Annotated in this window: 16 protein-coding genes; 10 read left to right on the top strand and 6 right to left on the bottom strand. The window is 68.3% G+C overall.

Annotated elements, in window-relative coordinates; all coding sequences use genetic code 11:
- Window positions 1–15: 15 nt before the first annotated feature.
- The gene (locus tag NS3_RS11110) at window positions 16–486 is read right to left on the bottom strand and encodes a GtrA family protein (protein WP_067857785.1); all 471 of its coding nucleotides are present in this window, start codon (window positions 484–486) and stop codon (window positions 16–18) included.
- 151 nt (window positions 487–637) lie between these two features.
- Between NS3_RS11110 and NS3_RS11115 the strand changes: the two genes are divergently transcribed.
- The gene (locus NS3_RS11115; RefSeq protein WP_067858190.1) at window positions 638–1,633 is read left to right on the top strand and encodes a glycosyltransferase; all 996 of its coding nucleotides are present in this window, start codon (window positions 638–640) and stop codon (window positions 1,631–1,633) included.
- Window positions 1,630–3,309 (top strand): DUF2142 domain-containing protein, encoded by a 1,680-nt coding sequence (locus NS3_RS11120; protein ID WP_067857788.1) that lies wholly within the window; start codon window positions 1,630–1,632, stop codon window positions 3,307–3,309. Before NS3_RS11115 ends, NS3_RS11120 begins: the two co-directional genes overlap by 4 nt.
- Before the next feature lie 16 nt (window positions 3,310–3,325).
- On the opposite strand, the gene rfbB is transcribed toward NS3_RS11120, so the two are convergent.
- Window positions 3,326–4,342 (bottom strand): dTDP-glucose 4,6-dehydratase, encoded by a 1,017-nt coding sequence (rfbB, locus tag NS3_RS11125; RefSeq protein WP_067857791.1) that lies wholly within the window; start codon window positions 4,340–4,342, stop codon window positions 3,326–3,328.
- Between the two features lie 251 nt (window positions 4,343–4,593).
- Between rfbB and NS3_RS11130 the strand changes: the two genes are divergently transcribed.
- Window positions 4,594–5,304, top strand: a complete 711-nt coding sequence (locus NS3_RS11130) for a DUF8020 domain-containing protein (protein ID WP_067857794.1) — start codon at window positions 4,594–4,596, stop codon at window positions 5,302–5,304.
- A 78-nt stretch (window positions 5,305–5,382) separates the two neighbouring features.
- On the opposite strand, the gene NS3_RS11135 is transcribed toward NS3_RS11130, so the two are convergent.
- Complete coding sequence (locus NS3_RS11135) at window positions 5,383–6,348, bottom strand: alpha/beta hydrolase (protein ID WP_067857797.1); 966 nt, start codon at window positions 6,346–6,348, stop codon at window positions 5,383–5,385.
- Between the two features lie 248 nt (window positions 6,349–6,596).
- On the opposite strand from NS3_RS11135, the gene rfbA reads away from it, so the two are divergent.
- Both rfbA and NS3_RS11145 read left to right on the top strand, forming a co-directional pair.
- Window positions 6,597–7,469: a glucose-1-phosphate thymidylyltransferase RfbA gene (gene rfbA, locus NS3_RS11140; RefSeq protein ID WP_067857800.1), complete on the top strand. Its 873-nt coding sequence runs from the start codon at window positions 6,597–6,599 to the stop codon at window positions 7,467–7,469.
- 1 nt (window position 7,470) lies between these two features.
- Window positions 7,471–8,019 carry a dTDP-4-dehydrorhamnose 3,5-epimerase family protein gene (locus tag NS3_RS11145; RefSeq protein ID WP_067857803.1) on the top strand — a complete coding sequence of 183 codons (549 nt, stop codon included), beginning with the start codon at window positions 7,471–7,473 and terminating at the stop codon, window positions 8,017–8,019.
- Between the two features lie 111 nt (window positions 8,020–8,130).
- Here the strand turns inward: NS3_RS11145 and NS3_RS11150 are convergent, their stop codons facing one another.
- Both NS3_RS11150 and NS3_RS11155 read right to left on the bottom strand, forming a co-directional pair.
- Complete coding sequence (locus NS3_RS11150; protein ID WP_174550457.1) at window positions 8,131–9,006, bottom strand: helix-turn-helix domain-containing protein; 876 nt, start codon at window positions 9,004–9,006, stop codon at window positions 8,131–8,133.
- A 160-nt stretch (window positions 9,007–9,166) separates the two neighbouring features.
- Window positions 9,167–9,760, bottom strand: a complete 594-nt coding sequence (locus NS3_RS11155) for a DUF4282 domain-containing protein (RefSeq protein WP_067857806.1) — start codon at window positions 9,758–9,760, stop codon at window positions 9,167–9,169.
- Window positions 9,761–10,003: 243 nt separating this feature from the next.
- On the opposite strand from NS3_RS11155, the gene NS3_RS11160 reads away from it, so the two are divergent.
- The 3 genes from NS3_RS11160 (at window position 10,004) to NS3_RS11170 (ending at window position 13,786) form a co-directional block, all read left to right on the top strand.
- On the top strand, window positions 10,004–10,486 hold the full coding sequence (locus NS3_RS11160; RefSeq protein WP_067858196.1) for a hypothetical protein: 483 nt from the start codon (window positions 10,004–10,006) through the stop codon (window positions 10,484–10,486).
- 193 nt (window positions 10,487–10,679) lie between these two features.
- Window positions 10,680–12,860: a molybdopterin oxidoreductase family protein gene (locus NS3_RS11165; protein ID WP_067857809.1), complete on the top strand. Its 2,181-nt coding sequence runs from the start codon at window positions 10,680–10,682 to the stop codon at window positions 12,858–12,860.
- 290 nt (window positions 12,861–13,150) lie between these two features.
- Window positions 13,151–13,786, top strand: a complete 636-nt coding sequence (locus NS3_RS11170) for a pyridoxamine 5'-phosphate oxidase family protein (RefSeq protein ID WP_067857814.1) — start codon at window positions 13,151–13,153, stop codon at window positions 13,784–13,786.
- Window positions 13,787–13,813: 27 nt separating this feature from the next.
- Here the strand turns inward: NS3_RS11170 and NS3_RS11175 are convergent, their stop codons facing one another.
- Window positions 13,814–14,278, bottom strand: coding sequence for a GtrA family protein (locus NS3_RS11175; protein ID WP_084495360.1), 465 nt, complete (start codon window positions 14,276–14,278; stop codon window positions 13,814–13,816).
- A 155-nt stretch (window positions 14,279–14,433) separates the two neighbouring features.
- Here NS3_RS11175 and dprE1 point away from each other — a divergent pair, with 155 nt between their 5' ends.
- Both dprE1 and dprE2 read left to right on the top strand, forming a co-directional pair.
- A complete protein-coding gene (dprE1, locus tag NS3_RS11180) occupies window positions 14,434–15,915 on the top strand; it encodes a decaprenylphosphoryl-beta-D-ribose oxidase (RefSeq protein WP_245649561.1) in 1,482 nt (493 codons plus the stop codon).
- Complete coding sequence (gene dprE2, locus NS3_RS11185) at window positions 15,912–16,691, top strand: decaprenylphospho-beta-D-erythro-pentofuranosid-2-ulose 2-reductase (protein WP_067857817.1); 780 nt, start codon at window positions 15,912–15,914, stop codon at window positions 16,689–16,691. The genes dprE1 and dprE2 overlap by 4 nt, the downstream gene beginning before the upstream one ends.
- Window positions 16,692–16,844 lie beyond the last annotated feature (153 nt).

Below are 16,844 nucleotides of genomic sequence, written 5' to 3' on the forward strand. Positions count from 1 at the left end.
GAAGGAACATGTGTGTCAGCGACCGGTGTGCCCGGCGGGTCGGTCGCCGCTGTCGGTGAATACGAACTTGTCATACGCCCAGTAACGGAACACGACCGCGACGCCCTGTCCGACGAACAATCCGGCGATATTGTCCGCCAGCGGTGAGGACAGCCCCAGCACATAACGTGAGAAGGCCAGACAGCTCAGTTGCAGGGCGATCGCGGCCACATTGACCGCCGCGTAGAGCAGATATTGCCGGGCCGCGTTGCCCGGTTTCTTGTCCCGGTAGGTCCACCACTTGTTGCCGAAATAGGTGACCACCGTGGCCGCCGCGATGGCGATGATCTTGGCGGGCAGCGGGGAGTGATACATCACACCTTCGCCGCCCCAGAACACGAGCAGGTTGTAGACGCCCGCGTCGACGACGAAGCCGATGGCGCCCACGATCAGGAACGCACTGCCCTTACGCAGCGCGGCGGCGGCGTTGCGCGCACGCGACGACATCCGGTCTTTCCCCGATGCGGGTACAGAAGCGGCCGCCGATCGCTCGGCCGGTGGGACAACAGGGTCGGGGTAGGACACCTCGGCGACGGTACCCCAGCCGTGTACCCTCCCCGATGTCCCCTTCGCCCCCGAGATGAGGATTGTGACCCGGGTGGACTCCACCGACCTTCGCATCGCCGCAGTGGTCCCCTGCCACAACGAAGAGGCATCCGTCGCCAAGGTCGTCGCCGACCTGCGTGCCGCCGTGCCCGGCATCGTCGTCTACGTCTACGACAATCTCAGCACCGACCGGACCGCCGAGAAGGCGCGCGAGGCAGGCGCGATCGTGCGCTACGAGCACACCAAGGGCAAGGGCAATGTGGTTCGGCGCGCCTTCGCCGACATCGAGGCCGACGTCTACCTGATGATCGACGGCGACGACACCTACGAAGCGTCCGCCGCTCCGCAGATGATCGAGACGCTGCTGTCGGGCCCCTACGACCACGTGCTCGGCGTGCGCAGGCAGGACGAGGGCGCCTCCGCCTACCGGACCGGCCACGAGACCGGCAACAAGGTGCTCAACGGCGTCGTCGGCAAAGTCTTCGGCGAGAACGTCGAGGACATGCTCAGCGGGTTCCGCGTCTTCTCCCGCCGTTTCGTCAAGAGCTTCCCCGCCGTCTCGCGCGAGTTCGAGATCGAGACCGAACTGACCGTGCACTCGCTGCACCTGCGCGTGCCGCGGACCGCGGTGCCGGTGGGTTTCCGCGACCGTCCGGCAGGCAGCGAGTCCAAGCTGCGCACCTACCACGACGGCTTCAAGATCCTGTCGCTGATCATCGGTCTGGCCAGGCACGAACGCCCCGTCGCCTTCTACGGCCTGGCGGGCACCCTCGCCTGGCTGATCTCGATCGTCCTGACCGTGCCGATCGTCATCGAGTTCACCCGCATCGGCGAGGTGCCGCGCTTCCCCACGCTCTTCCTCGGCTTCACCCTGTTGCTGCTGGGCAGCCTGGCCTGGACCGCCGGCCTCATCCTCGACGGCATCCGACGTTCCCGCCACGAGGCCGCTCGCCTGATCTACCTGCGCTACTCGGCGGTCGGAACCGACGAAACACTCCGGTCCCAACGGCCCGTCCGAGTGCTGCGCGAGGACGAGGCCGCGCTTTGACCAGGTCCGCCGATCGCGACACCGCAGTTCCGCCCGAACCCGATTCGACCGCGTCCGTCGATTCCGCCGACGACGATTCCGAGACAGCATTGCCGGACACCCCGACTCGGCTGAACGAGACGGAGCGGGAGGGCGATGCCGCGCGGGACGCTCGCGCGCACAACGACGACACGGTGGCCCGGAAAACCAGCCGTGCGCGTGTGCTCGCCGGCCGCGCGCATCGGCGATTCGGTGGCGCGACCATCGCGTTCGTGGTGCTCGCGGGAATTTTCGGCGCGGTGTTCAGCGTCATCACCCCGCCGTTCTGGGGTCACGACGAAATCACCCAATTCGGGCGCGCCTATCAAGTCGCGCACGGCGGATTCCTGCCCACCGAGATCGACGACGATCGCGGTGTCGCCTACGGCCACGTCGTTCCCGCCGGTATCGACGACCTCATGGGTTACGCGATGGGCGACTATCGGGAGAACCCGGAAGAGCCAGGTGCGATGGTCGCCGATCCGATGGTCTACGAGCGCTTGCGCGCGGCCGAGGTCGGCGACGAACTGCGCCCCCTCTGGTTCACCAATACCGCCGCCTACTCTCCCGTCGCGTATGTGCCCGCCGCCGTGGGCATCCGAACCGGCGAAGCGCTCGGACTCGATGTCGGCGGCGTGGTACTGCTGACGCGGCTGGCCGGACTGCTCGGCTACCTGCTGGTCGTCGGCTTCGCGCTCTACGCCCTGCGCGCGCATCGCATCCAGTGGCTGGCGTTCACCGTCGCCGTGCTGCCGATCGCGATCTTCCAGGCGGGCACCGTCACCGCCGACACCATGACCAACGCCCTTGCGCTGCTGGTTTCCGCGCTCCTGGTCAAGGGCCTGTTCCTGGGCCGCGAGTACAGCAAGGCCGAGACGCTGTCCTACCTCGCCGCGACGCTGTTGCTGCCGCTGAGCAAGCCGACCTACATCCTGCTGGCCATGCTGATCGTGCTGGTCCCGGTGCGCCGCTTCGCCTTCTTCGGCAAGGTCGCCTACAGCGGGTTCGACTGGCGGCGGCTGGTGCCGTGGGCGTTCGCCGGCGTCGGCGGTGTGTCCTTCCTGGCCTGGACAGCTGTGGCCGCTCCCACCGGCGAGGGCATGGGGCTGATGCGCCCGCAGCACCAGTGGTACACGGTGCAGCCGGACGAGCAGCTCGGCGAGATCCTCGGCGACCCGATCGGTTTCCTCGAGGTGTTCCGCGACAGCCTGATCTACCGCGACCAACTCTGGTTCACCCAGTTCTTCGGCGAACTCGGCTTCGCCTACATCGAGGTGCCCGCCACGGCCGTGCTCGCCTGCCTGCTGGCGCTGGCGGTCGGCGTGGGCATCGGCGACCGGATGGACGCGACCTCGGCCACCCGGTGGCGCACGGCGCTGATCGCCCTGACCGTCGCGGCCGGCGTCGCGATGATCTATGTGACGCTCTACATGTCGTTCACGCCGGTCGGCTACTACATCATCGACGGCGTGCAGGGCCGCTACTTCGTCCCGCTGGCGCTGCTGGCCCTCGCGGCGTTGCTGCGCTGGATGCCGTTGCGGCTCACCGACGCACAGGGGCGTACCCCGGTCTTCGGGCCGAGCATCGTGGTGGTGTCGGCGACGACGATCGCGCTGGTGGCCACGGTCGTCAAGTACCACACCATCGTCTGGGGCTGACCGTTCGCCGGACCGCTCAGTCGTGCGGAGCGTCCAGCGTCTTCTCTCCCGCGGCCGCATAAGCCCGCTCGGTCGCGTCCTTGTGCGGCCGCCACCAGGATTCGTTCTCGCGATACCAGGCGATCGTGGCGGCGAGCCCGGCGCGGAAGTCGGCGTAGCGCGGCTGCCAGCCGAGTTCGGTGCGCAGCAGGGTGGAGTCGATGGCGTAGCGCTGATCGTGGCCGGGGCGGTCGGTGACGTGGTCGAAATCGTCGGGATCGCGACCGAATTCCTCGAGCAGCAGGCGCACCACGGTCTTGTTGTCGAGTTCGCCGTCCGCGCCGATCAGGTAGGTCCGGCCGATGCGGCCGCGGTCGAGGACGTCCCAGACCGCGCGATTGTGGTCGTGCACGTGGATCCAGTCCCTGATCTGGTGACCGGCGCCGTAGAGGCGGGGCCGCACGCCGTCGATCAGATTGGTGATCTGGCGCGGGATGAACTTCTCCACGTGCTGGTACGGGCCGTAGTTGTTGGAGCAGTTCGACAGTGTCGCCCGCACCCCGAACGAGCGGGTCCAGGCGCGCACCAGTAGGTCGCTGGCCGCCTTGGTCGCCGAGTACGGGCTCGACGGGTTGTAGGCGGTGGTCTCGGTGAACGCCGGTTCGTCCGGGGTCAGGTCGCCGTAGACCTCGTCGGTCGAGACGTGGTGATAGCGCACGTCGTAGCGGCGCACGGCCTGCAACAGCGAGTAGGTGCCGACGATATTGGTCTGCACGAACGGCCACGGCTCGGCCAGGGAGTTGTCGTTGTGCGATTCGGCGGCGAAGTGCACCACCGCGTCCACGCCACTGACCAGTTCGTCGACCAGGTCGAGGTCGGCGATGTCGCCGTGCACGAAGTCGATGCGGTCGGCGACCGCGTCGAGCGAAGCCCGGTTCCCCGCGTAGGTCAGGGCATCGAGGACCGTGACCGTCACGTCCGGTCGTTCGGCGACGGTCTGCTGGACGAAGTTGGCACCGATGAAACCGGCTCCTCCGGTGACGAGCAAGCGCACCCGGGCGATACTACGTCGCCCGGCCGGTCCACCGATACACCCGACGGCGACGGCCCGCGAGCCGACGGCACCGCCCCGGCCGGGATCGGCGACAGCACACGTGCGATAGAGATTTCCGATTTCTCACCACAAGTGCACCGCAAATATGCGCTGAAATTGCGGCAGCTGTCACAGCTGGTTCACCGACTCTTAGCCGATCTCGCTTTCGATCGACAAGTCCCTTCAGAAGCTTCCGGATCGAGGAAAATCGAATGCTCTTCAAGAAGTTCGCCGCCACGTCAGCTCTGCTGATCGCCGCTATGGGCGTCACCGCGGGCGCCGTCAACGCCGAGCCCACTCCCGCCGACAACGGCGCGATCAATTTCACGGCGCAGGCCGGCGAGACTCAGTCGATCATCACGATCGACTCCGGTTCGCTGGTCGTCGAGGACAACGCGCTGAAGATCAAGGCCGCCAACGGCGATACCGTCGCGGGCACTCCGCTGACCTTCCGCGTCGACGAGTTCGAATTCCCGATCGTCGCGGAAGTGGCCGATCGCACCGCCACGCTGACCCCGCAGCTGGATATGGAAAAGGCTGTTTACAAGCCGGTCGCCCTGCCCTTCGAGGACAAGGCGCCGTGGAAGTCCGAGTACGACCGCGAACTGGCCGCGTTCAACCGCATGAAGGACACCATCGGCATGGGCGCCGCCCTCGGCACCCTGGTCGGCGGCCTCGGCGGCGGCGCTCTGGGCTGCGTGCTCGGCGGCATCGCGGGCGCGACCGTGGCCTCGGCGACCATCGTCGGCCTGTTCGGCCCGTTCATCCCCGCCGCGGCGATCGGCTGCATCGGCGGCATCCTGGCCGTCGGCGCGATCGGCACCCTCGCCGGTCAGATCCTGGTGACCGCGCCCGTCGCGATCGGTGCTGCCATCCAGTACTTCGCCACCATCAACCAGCCGTTCACCCCGCCGGCCAAGTAATCGCACCGGCCCGGTGATCGCGCGAACCCCGCTCCGGCGTCCCGGAGCGGGGTTCATCGACTCGTCCGGCCGACCGAATCAGGCCGTCCGAGCCTGCTCACCGGCGGCCAGGCAGGTGCGCACGAATCGGGCAGCCCGCCCCAGCGCGGCCCGGCTCTCCGGCAGGCCGGGCCAGATAGTGGTGAAGGCGTGGACCTGGCCGCGCCACAGTTCCAGGGCGTGCGGGACGCCCGCGGCGGCCAGGCGCTGGACCATGAGTTCGGCGTCGTAGCGCAGGACCTCGTCCTCGGCGGCGATGAGCAGGACCGGGGGCAGCCCGCCGAGGATGCCGTTGACCGGGGAGAGCAGCGGGTCGAGAACGCCGTCGATCTCCGCGCCGAGGCGCACCACCGCCTCCAGGGCCGACAGCGGGATGTAGGGATCGAGCGCGACGTTCATGTATTCGCGCTTGGCCGCGTAGTCCAGGTCGAGCAGCGGGCTCAGGCCGATCAGGCCCGCGGGCGTGGGCAGGCCGAGTTCGATGGTGCGCAGGGCGGTGGCGAAGGTGAGGTAGCCGCCCGCCGAATCGCCCGCGAAGACGACCTGGGAGGAGTCGGCGCCGTGGCGCAGCAGCCAGCGGTAGGCGGTCAGGCAGTCGTCGATGGACTGGGTGATGCTGCGGCCGGGCAGCTGGCGGTATTCGACATTGACCACGGCCAGCCCGGTACGCCGCGCCAGGCTGGCGGCCACCGGCCGATGGGTCTCCAGGCCGCAGATGGCGAAGCCGCCGCCGTGCATGTACAGCATGGCGCCGTGGCGCAGGGCGCGGGCAGCTCCCGCCGGGCGGATGATCTCCATACGGAAACCGGGCATGGTGACCTGTTCGCGCTCGATGCCGCGCGGGTGCGGGCGCAGCCGGGCCAGACTTTCCACAGCCAGCGCACCGACGGGGATGGTGGTCCGATTGATCGGCGCGACGCGCAGGGCGGGCCGAACCACGCCCCGGCAGGTCGCCATGAGCAGCCGCGCGGGAGCGCTCGGCCCTTCCGGATTGAGCACTACCATCGCGCACCGCCTCGCCGCCGAGCCACCGTCACCCACCGGTCGGCAGTAGCCGGCCGGACCGCGTCCGCGACCAGGGCGAGCGTCGGCGTCGACATCTCACACATTGACATTTCAGAAGACCACACGAATGTGACCCACGCAACATTTATGGACCGACACGCCCGAATGCGAAACCCCCGTGACGCAATCGTGCGCTACCCGGAACCTCACCGAAGCCGAGCGAGGACGCAACTGGCAGACTTCAGGACATGCGCGGAATCATTTTGGCGGGCGGCACCGGTTCGCGGCTGCACCCCATTACGCGCGGGGTGAGCAAGCAACTCGTCCCGGTCTACGACAAGCCGATGGTCTACTACCCGCTGTCCACGCTGATGCTCGCCGGCATCACCGAGGTGCTGGTCATCACGACTCCCGAGGACGCGCCGGCCTTCCGCAGGCTGCTGGGCGACGGCAGCCAGTTCGGCATCTCGATCGATTACGTGGTGCAGCCGGAGCCGGACGGTCTCGCGCGCGCCTTCGTCCTCGGCGCCGACCACATCGGCAACGGATCGGTCGCCCTCGTGCTGGGCGACAACATCTTCCACGGCCCCGGCCTGGGCACCAGCCTGGACCGCTTCACCGACCTGGACGGCGGCGCCGTCTTCGCGTACCGGGTCTTCGACCCCACCGCCTACGGCGTCATCGAATTCGCCGAGGGGAAGGCGGTGTCGATCGAGGAGAAGCCGAAGAAACCCCGCTCCAACTACGCCATCCCCGGCCTGTACTTCTACGACAACGACGTGGTGGAGATCGCCCGCGGGTTACGTCCTTCCGATCGCGGGGAATACGAGATCACCGACATCAATCGGGCGTATCTGGAACAGGGACGGTTGCGGGTGGACGTGCTGGCCCGTGGCACCGCGTGGCTGGACACCGGCACCTTCGACTCGCTGCTCGACGCGGCGAACTACGTGCGAACCATCGAGCAGCGGCAGGGACTCAAGATCGGGGTCCCCGAAGAGGTGGCCTGGCGGCGCGGATACATCGACGACGAACAGCTGCGGGCCCTGGCCGAACCGCTGGTGCGCTCGGGCTACGGCAGCTACCTGCTCGATCTGCTCGAGCGCGGACGGGATTGGTGAGATGGACATCCGGGAAATGTCGGTGCCCGGCGCGTGGGTGATCACCCCGCGGGTACTGACCGACGAGCGCGGCGCGTTCGCCGAATCGTTCAAGGCCTCGGAGTTCGAGAAGGCGATCGGCCGCCCGATGGATCTTCGGCAGGTGAACGTGTCGGTATCGGCCGCGGGCGTGCTGCGCGGCATCCACTACACCGAGGATCCGCCCGGCCAGGCCAAATACGTGACCTGCGTGCGCGGCGCGTTCCTCGACGTGGTGGTGGACCTGCGCCCCGGCTCGCCCACCTACGGGCACTGGGACAGCGTGCTGATCGACGACGTGGACCGGCGCTCGGTGTTCCTCTCCGAGGGCCTCGGCCACGCCATCCTCTCGCTCGAGGACGAATCCACCGTCACGTATCTGTGCTCGCTCGAGTACACGCCCGAGGCCGACCACGACCTCGACGCCTTCGACCCCACGCTGGCCATCGACTGGCCGCGCGTGGGGCGCGACGGCACACCGCTGACCTACCTGCGCTCCCCCAAGGACACCGCCGCGCCGCGGCTGGTCTGATCGGCCGCGCCGCGGCTGGTCTGATCGGCCGCGGCGCAGCTGGTCTGATCGGCCGCGGCGCAGCTGGTCTGATCGGCCGCGGCGCGGCTGGTCTGATCCGGGCCGGGCGGGCTAGGCCAGCGCGGTGACGGCGTCGTCGAGCAATTCGCGGGCGTCCACCGCGGCCGAGGCGATATCCGCGAACGCCGCCCGGTAGCGGGCGAAATCGGCCTCCTTGTCGAGATACACCGGACCGGTGAACGTCTCGACGTAGACCACGGGCGGTTCGGGTGCGGTCGTGCCGTCGGCCGGGAATTCGAGGATGGCGAAGCGGCTGGTCTCCATGCCCGCGTGGTAGTCCGATCCGGCGGGGATCACGCGAAGCCGCACCGTCGGCAGGTCACAGATCCGGCGCAGGTGATCGAGTTGTTCGGCCGCGACCTCCGGGCCGCCGACGCGATGGCGCAGCACGGCTTCGGGGATCACCACGTCCAGCCGCAGCGGCGCGCCGGGTCGGGTGAGCAGCGATTGCCTGGTGCGGCGCAGTTCCACCCGACGCTCGATCTCGGTCGCGCCCGCCGCGGGCCGGGCGGTGCGCAGCAGGGCGCGGGTGTAGGCCTCGGTCTGCAGCAGTCCGGGGATCAGATCGGCCTCGTATCCGGCGAGCTGGCGAGCGGCCTCCTCGAGGCCGATGTAGATGTCGAACCCCTCGGCGACCACATCGGTGTAGGCGGTCCACCAGCCCCTGGCCTTGGTCTCCTTCGCCAGCGCCGCCAGCGGGGCGACCACGTCGGCGGGTGCGCCGTAGACCTTGCACATCGCTTCCACATCGAGACTGCGCAGCGAAGTCTGACCGGTTTCGATCCGCCAGATCTTGGCTTCGGACCATTCCAGTTGCCGCGCGGCGGTCCTGGTCGTCATTCTCGCGCGCGTGCGCAGATCCCGGAGATTCCGGCCCAGCCGTCTTCGCGGCATCGTCGATCCGGTGGTCATCTGCGACAGAACCATATGTTCCCCCTATGAGCCCCTTGTGATGCATCGGGCGGCTCCGCAATGGATACGGGGTCACCCGAACGGCATTGTTTCACAACAGATCCCGCGCAGCGCAACACCGGATATCCAGGGGCGCGGCGGGTTGTCCGGCACGCCACGGCAAGCTAAGAACTCGCTACTTCCGGGAATTGCCGCGCCGGAATCGCCAGAATTGCACCGCACGCACATCCTCGGAAAGCTGGTTGACCGGCTCGGCGACATCCGAGAGCGCTTGGAAGAGGTCGTCGGCGAGATCGCTGATGTGCTCGACTCTGGTCGCCAGCCGGGAAGCGTTGACCAGGAACTCGAGCGCCAAGCGCACGACGGCGGCGATGGTCAGGCCCAACGGGATCGCCACCAGCACGGCCAGGATGCCGAGCACGAAGGTGACCCTCCACATCAGCACCACCACCGCGATCGGCACCGCGACAGCGAGGATCAGGCCGAGCAGATAGGCCAGCGGCAACAGGGTTCGGGTCGCGGAGCGCTGGAACTGCACGTCCAGCAGCGCGCTGAAAGCCTCGCCGACCCAGCGCCGGAAGTCGCCGAGGCTGCCGAAGGGCCGGGCGGGCTCGTCGACCTGGGCGGCCTCGCCACCCTCACCACCCTCGCCACCGAGGCGCCGCAATGCCGAAGCCTTCCAGGTGATCCAACGGGATTCGGTCTCGAACTCGCCGGGGGCGGGCGGCACGCCGTCGCTCGGTTCCCCGTTCGCGCCGGAATCGCTCATGTTCGCATAGTGCCCCTCTTCGGTGGCCGAAACCACCGCAGAGCGCGGGAGTTCACCATCATCGGACAGACACACGGGGGTGCGGTTGTGAGAACACCGTGATCGAAGCGATACACTACCGCGCCGAATGAGACGTACTGCACACTCGAGAAATTTTTTCGCAAAGGCGTAACGCGCGGGCCCCTGCCCGTCGATACGCCCCATGAACACAGACCCAAGAGCTATCCGGGAATGGAGAACACAGTGCGCACCACGTTTCCGACTTCCGTCTCCGCGGCCGACATGGACGCCGCGGCGCAGGACTACATCCAGCGTGGATGGACGGTCGCAGAAACGGCCAACGGGCTGTGCCTGATCACCGACGACGAGGTCTCGGCGATCGAGATCAGCGGCGAGCTGGCGGGCGAGGTCCGGCGCTTCATGCGCGCGAACAACCTCAGCGGTCCGGTGATCGAGGTACCCGGCTCCGAGCGTCGGGAGATCCATCTGGTCACCGGTATGCGCAAGGCCGCGATGGCGCTGGACGCGCTGCGCGAGGCCGGCGCGATCGTCTACACCGACGGCGCGGGCGTACCGCTGCCGCCGAGCAAGCTGTCGGCCGGTTGCGCCCACTGGGGCGTCGCGCCGCACGAGGCCCGCTGGGTTCCGCCGGTGGTCGCCGTGGCCGCCGCGGTCCGTTCGGCCTCGAGCCGTCGCCGCACGCAGCTGACCAGCGTCGCCTGCTGAAGCCGCACTCCCACCCGCTGAAAGCCTCCCGCGCGCAGCGGCGGCCCGCACTACCCCGCTGCCCCCGACCGGCATCCATGTAACGGATGCCGGTTTTTCTCGTTGCCCCGCGCGCACTCGCTACCCAGAAATTCTTCGGCAAATGTCGCCGAGAGGGCTGTGCCGGCTGCCTTCCGCGACGAAGATTGCCGATATGAGCTCCGGTCGGAACCTGCTGCGCACCTGTCCACTCTGTGAGGCGGTCTGCGGCCTCGAGATCACCCTCGACGCCGACGACCGCGTGCTCTCGGTGCGCGGCGACAAGAGCGACCCCTTCAGCAAGGGTTTCCTCTGCCCCAAGGGCGCCAGCCTCGGCCGCCTCGACGACGATCCCGACCGCCTCACCGCGCCGGTGATCCGCGACCGTGCCACCGGGCAGCGGCGCACGGTGAGCTGGGACGAGGCCCTCGACTACATCGCCGAGCGCTTCCCGGCACTGGTCGCCGAGCACGGGGCGCAGGCCACCGCCATGTATGTCGGAAACCCGAACGCGCACACCGTCTCGGGCACGCTGTACCTGCCGATGCTGATCCGGTCCCTCGGCACCAAGAATCTGTTCTCGGCCAGCACCGCCGATCAGATGCCCAAGCAGGTCGCGTCGGGGCTGATGTTCGGCGACCCGCTGACCGTCGCGGTACCCGACCTCGATCGCACCGGCTATCTGCTGATGCTGGGGGCCAATCCGCTGGAGTCCAACGGCTCGCTGTGCACCGCACCGGATTTCCCCGGCCGGTTGTCGGCGCTGCGCAAGCGCGGCGGTCGACTGGTCGTGGTGGACCCGCGAGTCACCAGGACCGCGAAGCTGGCCGACGAGCATCTGTTCATCCGGCCCGGCTCCGACGCCTATCTGCTGTTCGGCCTGGTCCATACACTTTTCGCCGAGAACCTCACCGAGGTGCGGCTGCCGGTCGACGGCCTGGACGAGGTACGAGCGGCGGCGGCCGACTTCACTCCGCAGGTCGTGGCCGCCCGCACGGGCGTGCCCGCCGAGACCGTGGTGCGCATCGCCAGGGAACTCGCCGCCGCGCCTGCCGCCGCGGTGTACGCCAGGATCGGCACCTGCACCGCCGAATTCGGCACGCTCACCCAGTGGCTGGTGGACGTGCTCAATGTCCTCACCGGCAACCTGGACCGCCCGGGCGGCGCGATGTTCGCGAACGCCGCCGCGCTCGGCATCGTGCGCAGCAAGCCGTTCCGCACCGGTCGCTGGTCGAGCCGGGTGCGCGGGCTCCCCGAGGCGATGGGCGAACTCCCGGTGGCCACGCTCGCCGACGAGATCCGCACGCCCGGTGCGGGGCAGATCAGGGCGCTGGTGACGGTGGCGGGCAATCCGGTGCTGTCGGCTCCCGGCGGCGCGCGCTTGGACGAGGCGTTCGCCGGACTCGACTTCATGGTCAGCGTGGACCGCTACGTCAACGAGACCACCCGGCACGCCGACGTGATCCTGCCGCCGCCGCGCATCGTGGAGGCGCCGCACTACGACTTCGCGCTGTTGCAGTTCGCGGTACGCAATTACGCGCGATACTCACCGCCGTTGGTCACCCTGCAAGACGGCAGGCTCTCGGAGATCGAGATCCTGGTGCGGCTGGCCGCGGCGCTGTCCGGGCGGGAGCACCGCGACACCGGCGAGCAGAGCCGAGTGGCGGCCGTGGACGAGCTGGTCATCGCGGGAATGCTGCACAAAGCGGGCATACCGGAACGGCGCGAGGAGTTGATCGGCGAGAACAGCACCGAGCAGCGCATCGACCTCATGCTGCGGCTGGGCCCGTACGGGGAGTGGAACGGCGGCACGCTGAATCTGCGTACGCTGCTGGACAATCCGCACGGCGTCGATCTGGGACCGTTGACTTCGCGCCTGCCCGAGGCGCTGCGTACGGCTTCCGGGAAGGTGGATCTGGCCCCCGCGCAACTGATCGGCGACGTGGACCGGCTACGGGCCGCGACGGCCGTCGAGGCGCCGGAATTCGTGTTGATCGGCCGTCGGCATCTGCGCTCCAACAACAGCTGGCTGCACAATGTGCCGACGCTGGTGAGCGGCACGAACAAGTGCACGCTGCAGATCCATCCTGCCGATGTGGACCGGCTCGGGCTCGGCGAGCAGGCGATCGTCAGTTCCGCGGTGGGCACGGTGACGGTGCCGCTGGAGCCGACCGAGACGATCATGCCGGGCGTGGTGAGCCTGCCGCACGGCTGGGGACACGGCGACAGTCCGCAGGCGGTCGCGCAGGCCCACGCCGGCGTGAACGCCAATGCGCTGACCGATGATTCGGTGGTGGACATGCCGTCGGGGAATGCGGTTTTCAACGGCGTTCCGGTGACGGTGCGACCGGTCTGAGGCCGCGAATCCCGCACCGCGAGCATTTCGGCCCGCGGGAGAACAAGCCGTATGGTTCGCACTGTTGTTGCAGGTCAATGGGTTGCGTAACACAGGAATTCGCACGGTCGGTGCGACCATAATCCTTCGCCGCCGCGGATCGTCGCTTAGGATCGGACCCGCTTTCCGGTTTATTCGCAGTTTCAGCTTTTCGAGGTTCGGGCATGTGATCGACGCGGAGCAACAACGACGTTCGACGCGGAGCAGACGACGACGACCCCCGGACCCGCGACCACCTTCAGGGGGCAGCAATGACGGGCAGCGCCACGACGGGCAACCAGATCGGTAGCGACGGCGAACACGCCCTACAGGAGCGCTACGGCACCACCGCGCGGGCCGAGCGCTTCTACAACGACCAGGTACTGGACCGGCTCAACGAACAGATGATCGATTTCGTCGGCCGGATGGAGATGGCGTTCATCGCCACCGCCGACAAGAACGGCGAGTGCGACAACACCTTCCGCGCGGGGCCGCCCGGCTTCCTGCACGTCGTGGACGATCGCACCGTCGTCTACCCGGAGTACCGGGGCAACGGGGTGATGGCCAGTCTCGGCAACATCGCGGAGAACCCGCACGTCGGCATCCTCATGGTCGACTTCGTGCAGGATCTGATCGGCCTGCACATCAACGGCTCGGCGCGCATCGTGGAGGACGCCACCCTGCGGCGCAGCCTACCGGACCTGCCCGAGGCCACCGCGGGCAAGATCGCCGAGCGCTGGGTGGTGGTCGAGGTCGAAGAGGCCTACATCCACTGCCGCAAGCACATACCGCACATGGTTCCGGCCGAGCGCGAACAGCGCGAGTGGGGCACCGACAACACCCGCGCCAAGGGCGGCGACTACTTCGGCGCCAAGGCGCAGAAGCAGGCGGTCCTCGCGGGGTCCTAGCCGCTCACCGGCTCCGGCCGGAGCGGCTCAGCGCATTCTGAAGATCACCACACGCTGCACGAGGAAGTTGATCACCGTCGCGGTCCCCTGGGCGACCACGAACGCGGCGGTCACCGCCAGGAACTCCCTGCCGAGCAGGTGCACCATCAGCTGGTTGATGCCGACCTGCACCGCGAAGGTGGTCGCGTAGAGGGCGACCACCGCCAGGAACCGGGCCCGGCTCGGCGCGGCCTGGAAGGTCCACCGGCGATTGATCAGGTAGGCCGTCGTGGTGCCCGCGATGAAGCCGATCGCCTTGGCGACCGCCACCGGCAGGCCGACCAGCTCGAGCAGGATCAGATACAGGCCGAAGTCGACGATCGCCGACAGCCCGCCGGTCACCGTGAAGCGAATGATCTGCGTCTTCAGGTCGACCGTGCCTTCCGGGTCCCCGAGGGATTCGTCGACCACGGGCAACTCGACCGTGGGCGGTAACTGCTGTTCGGCGTGCACGGCGACGAGCCTAACGCCGCACGCGGGCGGGGGCGTGCCCTACCGGCGAGAACGTCGTGCCGTACCGGCGAGAACAAGGCCGTACCACCGACGCCGTACCGGCGAGTACAGCGAGAACGAACCCGCGTCCGCGCGGGCATGTAGCCTGTGAGCCGATGTCCACGAAAGCTCCGACCTCCACCCCGACGACCGGCGACGGCGAGTCCCCGAGCAGCATCGACGGCGGCGCCGAGCGCGCCGGGACGTTCACGCTGCCGACCCGGACCCGCTCCCTGTCCGGGTGGGGTCGCACCGCACCCACCTCCGCCGAAGTGCTCTCGACCAGCGATCCGGAAGTGATCGCCAAGGCCGTCGCGATGGTCGCCGAGGACAACGACGCCAAGCCCGCCCACCTGCGCCGCGGCATCGTCGCGCGCGGTCTCGGCCGGTCCTACGGCGACAACGCCCAGAACGCGGGCGGCCTGGTCGTCGACATGACCGCGCTGAACAAGATCCACCGCATCGACGCCGACACCCGGCTCGTCGACGTGGACGCGGGCGTGACGCTGGACCAGCTGATGCGCGCCGCGCTGCCGTTCGGCCTGTGGGTTCCGGTGCTGCCGGGCACCCGCCAGGTCACCGTCGGCGGCGCCATCGGCTCCGACATCCACGGTAAGAACCATCACAGCGCCGGCAGCTTCGGCAACCACGTGCGCTCGATGGACCTGCTGACCGCGGACGGCACCGTCCAGCACCTCACCCCGCGCAAGAACGCCAAGCTGTTCTGGGCGACCGTCGGCGGCTGTGGCCTGACCGGCATCATCCTGCGCGTCACCATCGAGATGACCCCGACCGAGACGGCGTACTTCATCGCCGACGGCGACGTCACCGCGAGCCTGGACGAGACCATCGCCTTCCACAGCGACGGCACCGAGGACAACTACACCTACAGCTCGGCGTGGTTCGACGCGATCAGCGCCCCACCCAAGCTGGGACGCGCGGTGATCTCCCGTGGCTCGCTGGCCACGCTCGACCAGCTGCCCAAGAAGCTGCGCAAGAACCCGCTCGGCTTCACCGGCAAGACCTTCCTGACCTTCCCCGACCTGTTCCCGAACGGCCTGCTCAACAAGCAGACCTTCACGCTGGCCACCGAGGTCTGGTACCGCAAGGGCGCCACCTACCGGCAGAAGCCGCAGAACCTCACCGCGTTCTATCACCCGCTGGACATGCTCGGCGAGTGGAATCGCGCCTACGGTTCGCAGGGCTTCCTGCAGTACCAGTTCGTGGTGCCGCCGGAGGCCGTCGAGGAGTTCAAGCGGATCCTCGTCGACATCCAGCGCAGCGGGCACTACTCGTTCCTGAACGTGTTCAAGTACTTCGGCGAGGGCAACCAGGCGCCGCTGAGCTTCCCGATGCCCGGCTGGAATGTCTGCCTGGACTTCCCGATCCGGCCGGGCCTCAACGAGTTCGTCACCGAATTGGACGCCCGCGTCCTGGAATTCGGCGGCAGGCTCTACACCGGCAAGGACTCGCGCACCACCGCCGAGACCTTCCACAAGATGTATCCCCGGATCGACGAGTGGATCAAGGTCCGCCGGAGCGTCGATCCCGCAGGCGTTTTCATGTCCGATATGGCCAGGAGGCTGGAACTCCAGTGATCAATGCCGTAGGCAACCCGCAAGCCATCCTGCTGCTCGGCGGCACGTCCGAGATCGGTCTCGCGATCTGCGCGGAGTACCTGAAGAAGGGCCCCGCCCGCGTCATCCTCGCGACGCTGCCCGGCGACCGGCTCACCGAGGGCGCGGTCGAGCAGATGACGGCGGCCGGTGCGAGCGAGGTCGAGGTGATCGATTTCGACGCCCTGGACACCGACAGCCATCCCAAGGTGATCGAGGCGGCCTGGGCGCGCGGCGACATCGACGTGGCGATCGTGGCGTTCGGCTTGCTCGGCGAGGCCGAGGAACTGTGGCGCGACCAGCGCAAGGCGGTCCAGATCGCCGGCGTGAACTACACCGCCGCGGTGTCGGTGGGCGTGCTGGTGGGCGAGAAGATGAAGGCGCAGGGCTATGGGCGCATCATCGCCATGTCCTCGGCGGCCGGTGAGCGGGTCAAGCGCTCCAACTTCGTCTACGGCTCCACCAAGGCCGGTCTGGACGGGTTCTATCTCGGCCTCGGCGAGGCATTGCGCCCGTTCGGCCCGCGCGTGCTCGTGGTGCGGCCCGGTCAGGTGCGCACCTCGACGACGCTGGCGCACTGGAAGTCGACCGGCACCAAGGAGGCGCCGTTCACCGTCGACAAGGAAGACGTTGCCGCCATGGCGGTTTCGGCGTCGGACAAGGGCAAGGAGCTCATCTGGGCGCCCGGCGTGTTCCGGTACGTGATGATGGTGCTGCGCCACATCCCGCGGCCGATCTTCCGCAAGCTGCCGCTCTGAGCGGAGTTTCGCGCCACGGCGTGAACAGGACTCGAGACGAGGGCCGCGCATCCACCGAGGTGCGCGGCCCTCGGTCGTTTCGGCGCGCAGGCGCGACAGCGCGGGCGCGTGCCTCCACTAGGCTGGCCCCGACGTGAAGGCGGATGGACGAAG

The organism is Nocardia shimofusensis NBRC 100134, from assembly GCF_001613125.1.
Taxonomy (GTDB): domain Bacteria; phylum Actinomycetota; class Actinomycetes; order Mycobacteriales; family Mycobacteriaceae; genus Nocardia; species Nocardia shimofusensis.

Bases quoted from the DNA above. Each gene is read 5' to 3' on its own strand.
- NS3_RS11110 (WP_067857785.1), bottom strand. From the start codon at position 486: ATGTCGTCGCGTGCGCGCAACGCCGCCGCCGCGCTGCGTAAGGGCAGT.
- NS3_RS11130 (WP_067857794.1), top strand. From the start codon at position 4,594: ATGCTCTTCAAGAAGTTCGCCGCCACGTCAGCTCTGCTGATCGCCGCT.
- NS3_RS11135 (WP_067857797.1), bottom strand. From the start codon at position 6,348: ATGGTAGTGCTCAATCCGGAAGGGCCGAGCGCTCCCGCGCGGCTGCTC.
- rfbA (WP_067857800.1), top strand. From the start codon at position 6,597: ATGCGCGGAATCATTTTGGCGGGCGGCACCGGTTCGCGGCTGCACCCC.
- NS3_RS11145 (WP_067857803.1), top strand. From the start codon at position 7,471: ATGGACATCCGGGAAATGTCGGTGCCCGGCGCGTGGGTGATCACCCCG.
- NS3_RS11150 (WP_174550457.1), bottom strand. From the start codon at position 9,006: ATGGTTCTGTCGCAGATGACCACCGGATCGACGATGCCGCGAAGACGG.
- NS3_RS11155 (WP_067857806.1), bottom strand. From the start codon at position 9,760: ATGAGCGATTCCGGCGCGAACGGGGAACCGAGCGACGGCGTGCCGCCC.
- NS3_RS11165 (WP_067857809.1), top strand. From the start codon at position 10,680: ATGAGCTCCGGTCGGAACCTGCTGCGCACCTGTCCACTCTGTGAGGCG.
- NS3_RS11170 (WP_067857814.1), top strand. From the start codon at position 13,151: ATGACGGGCAGCGCCACGACGGGCAACCAGATCGGTAGCGACGGCGAA.
- dprE1 (WP_245649561.1), top strand. From the start codon at position 14,434: ATGTCCACGAAAGCTCCGACCTCCACCCCGACGACCGGCGACGGCGAG.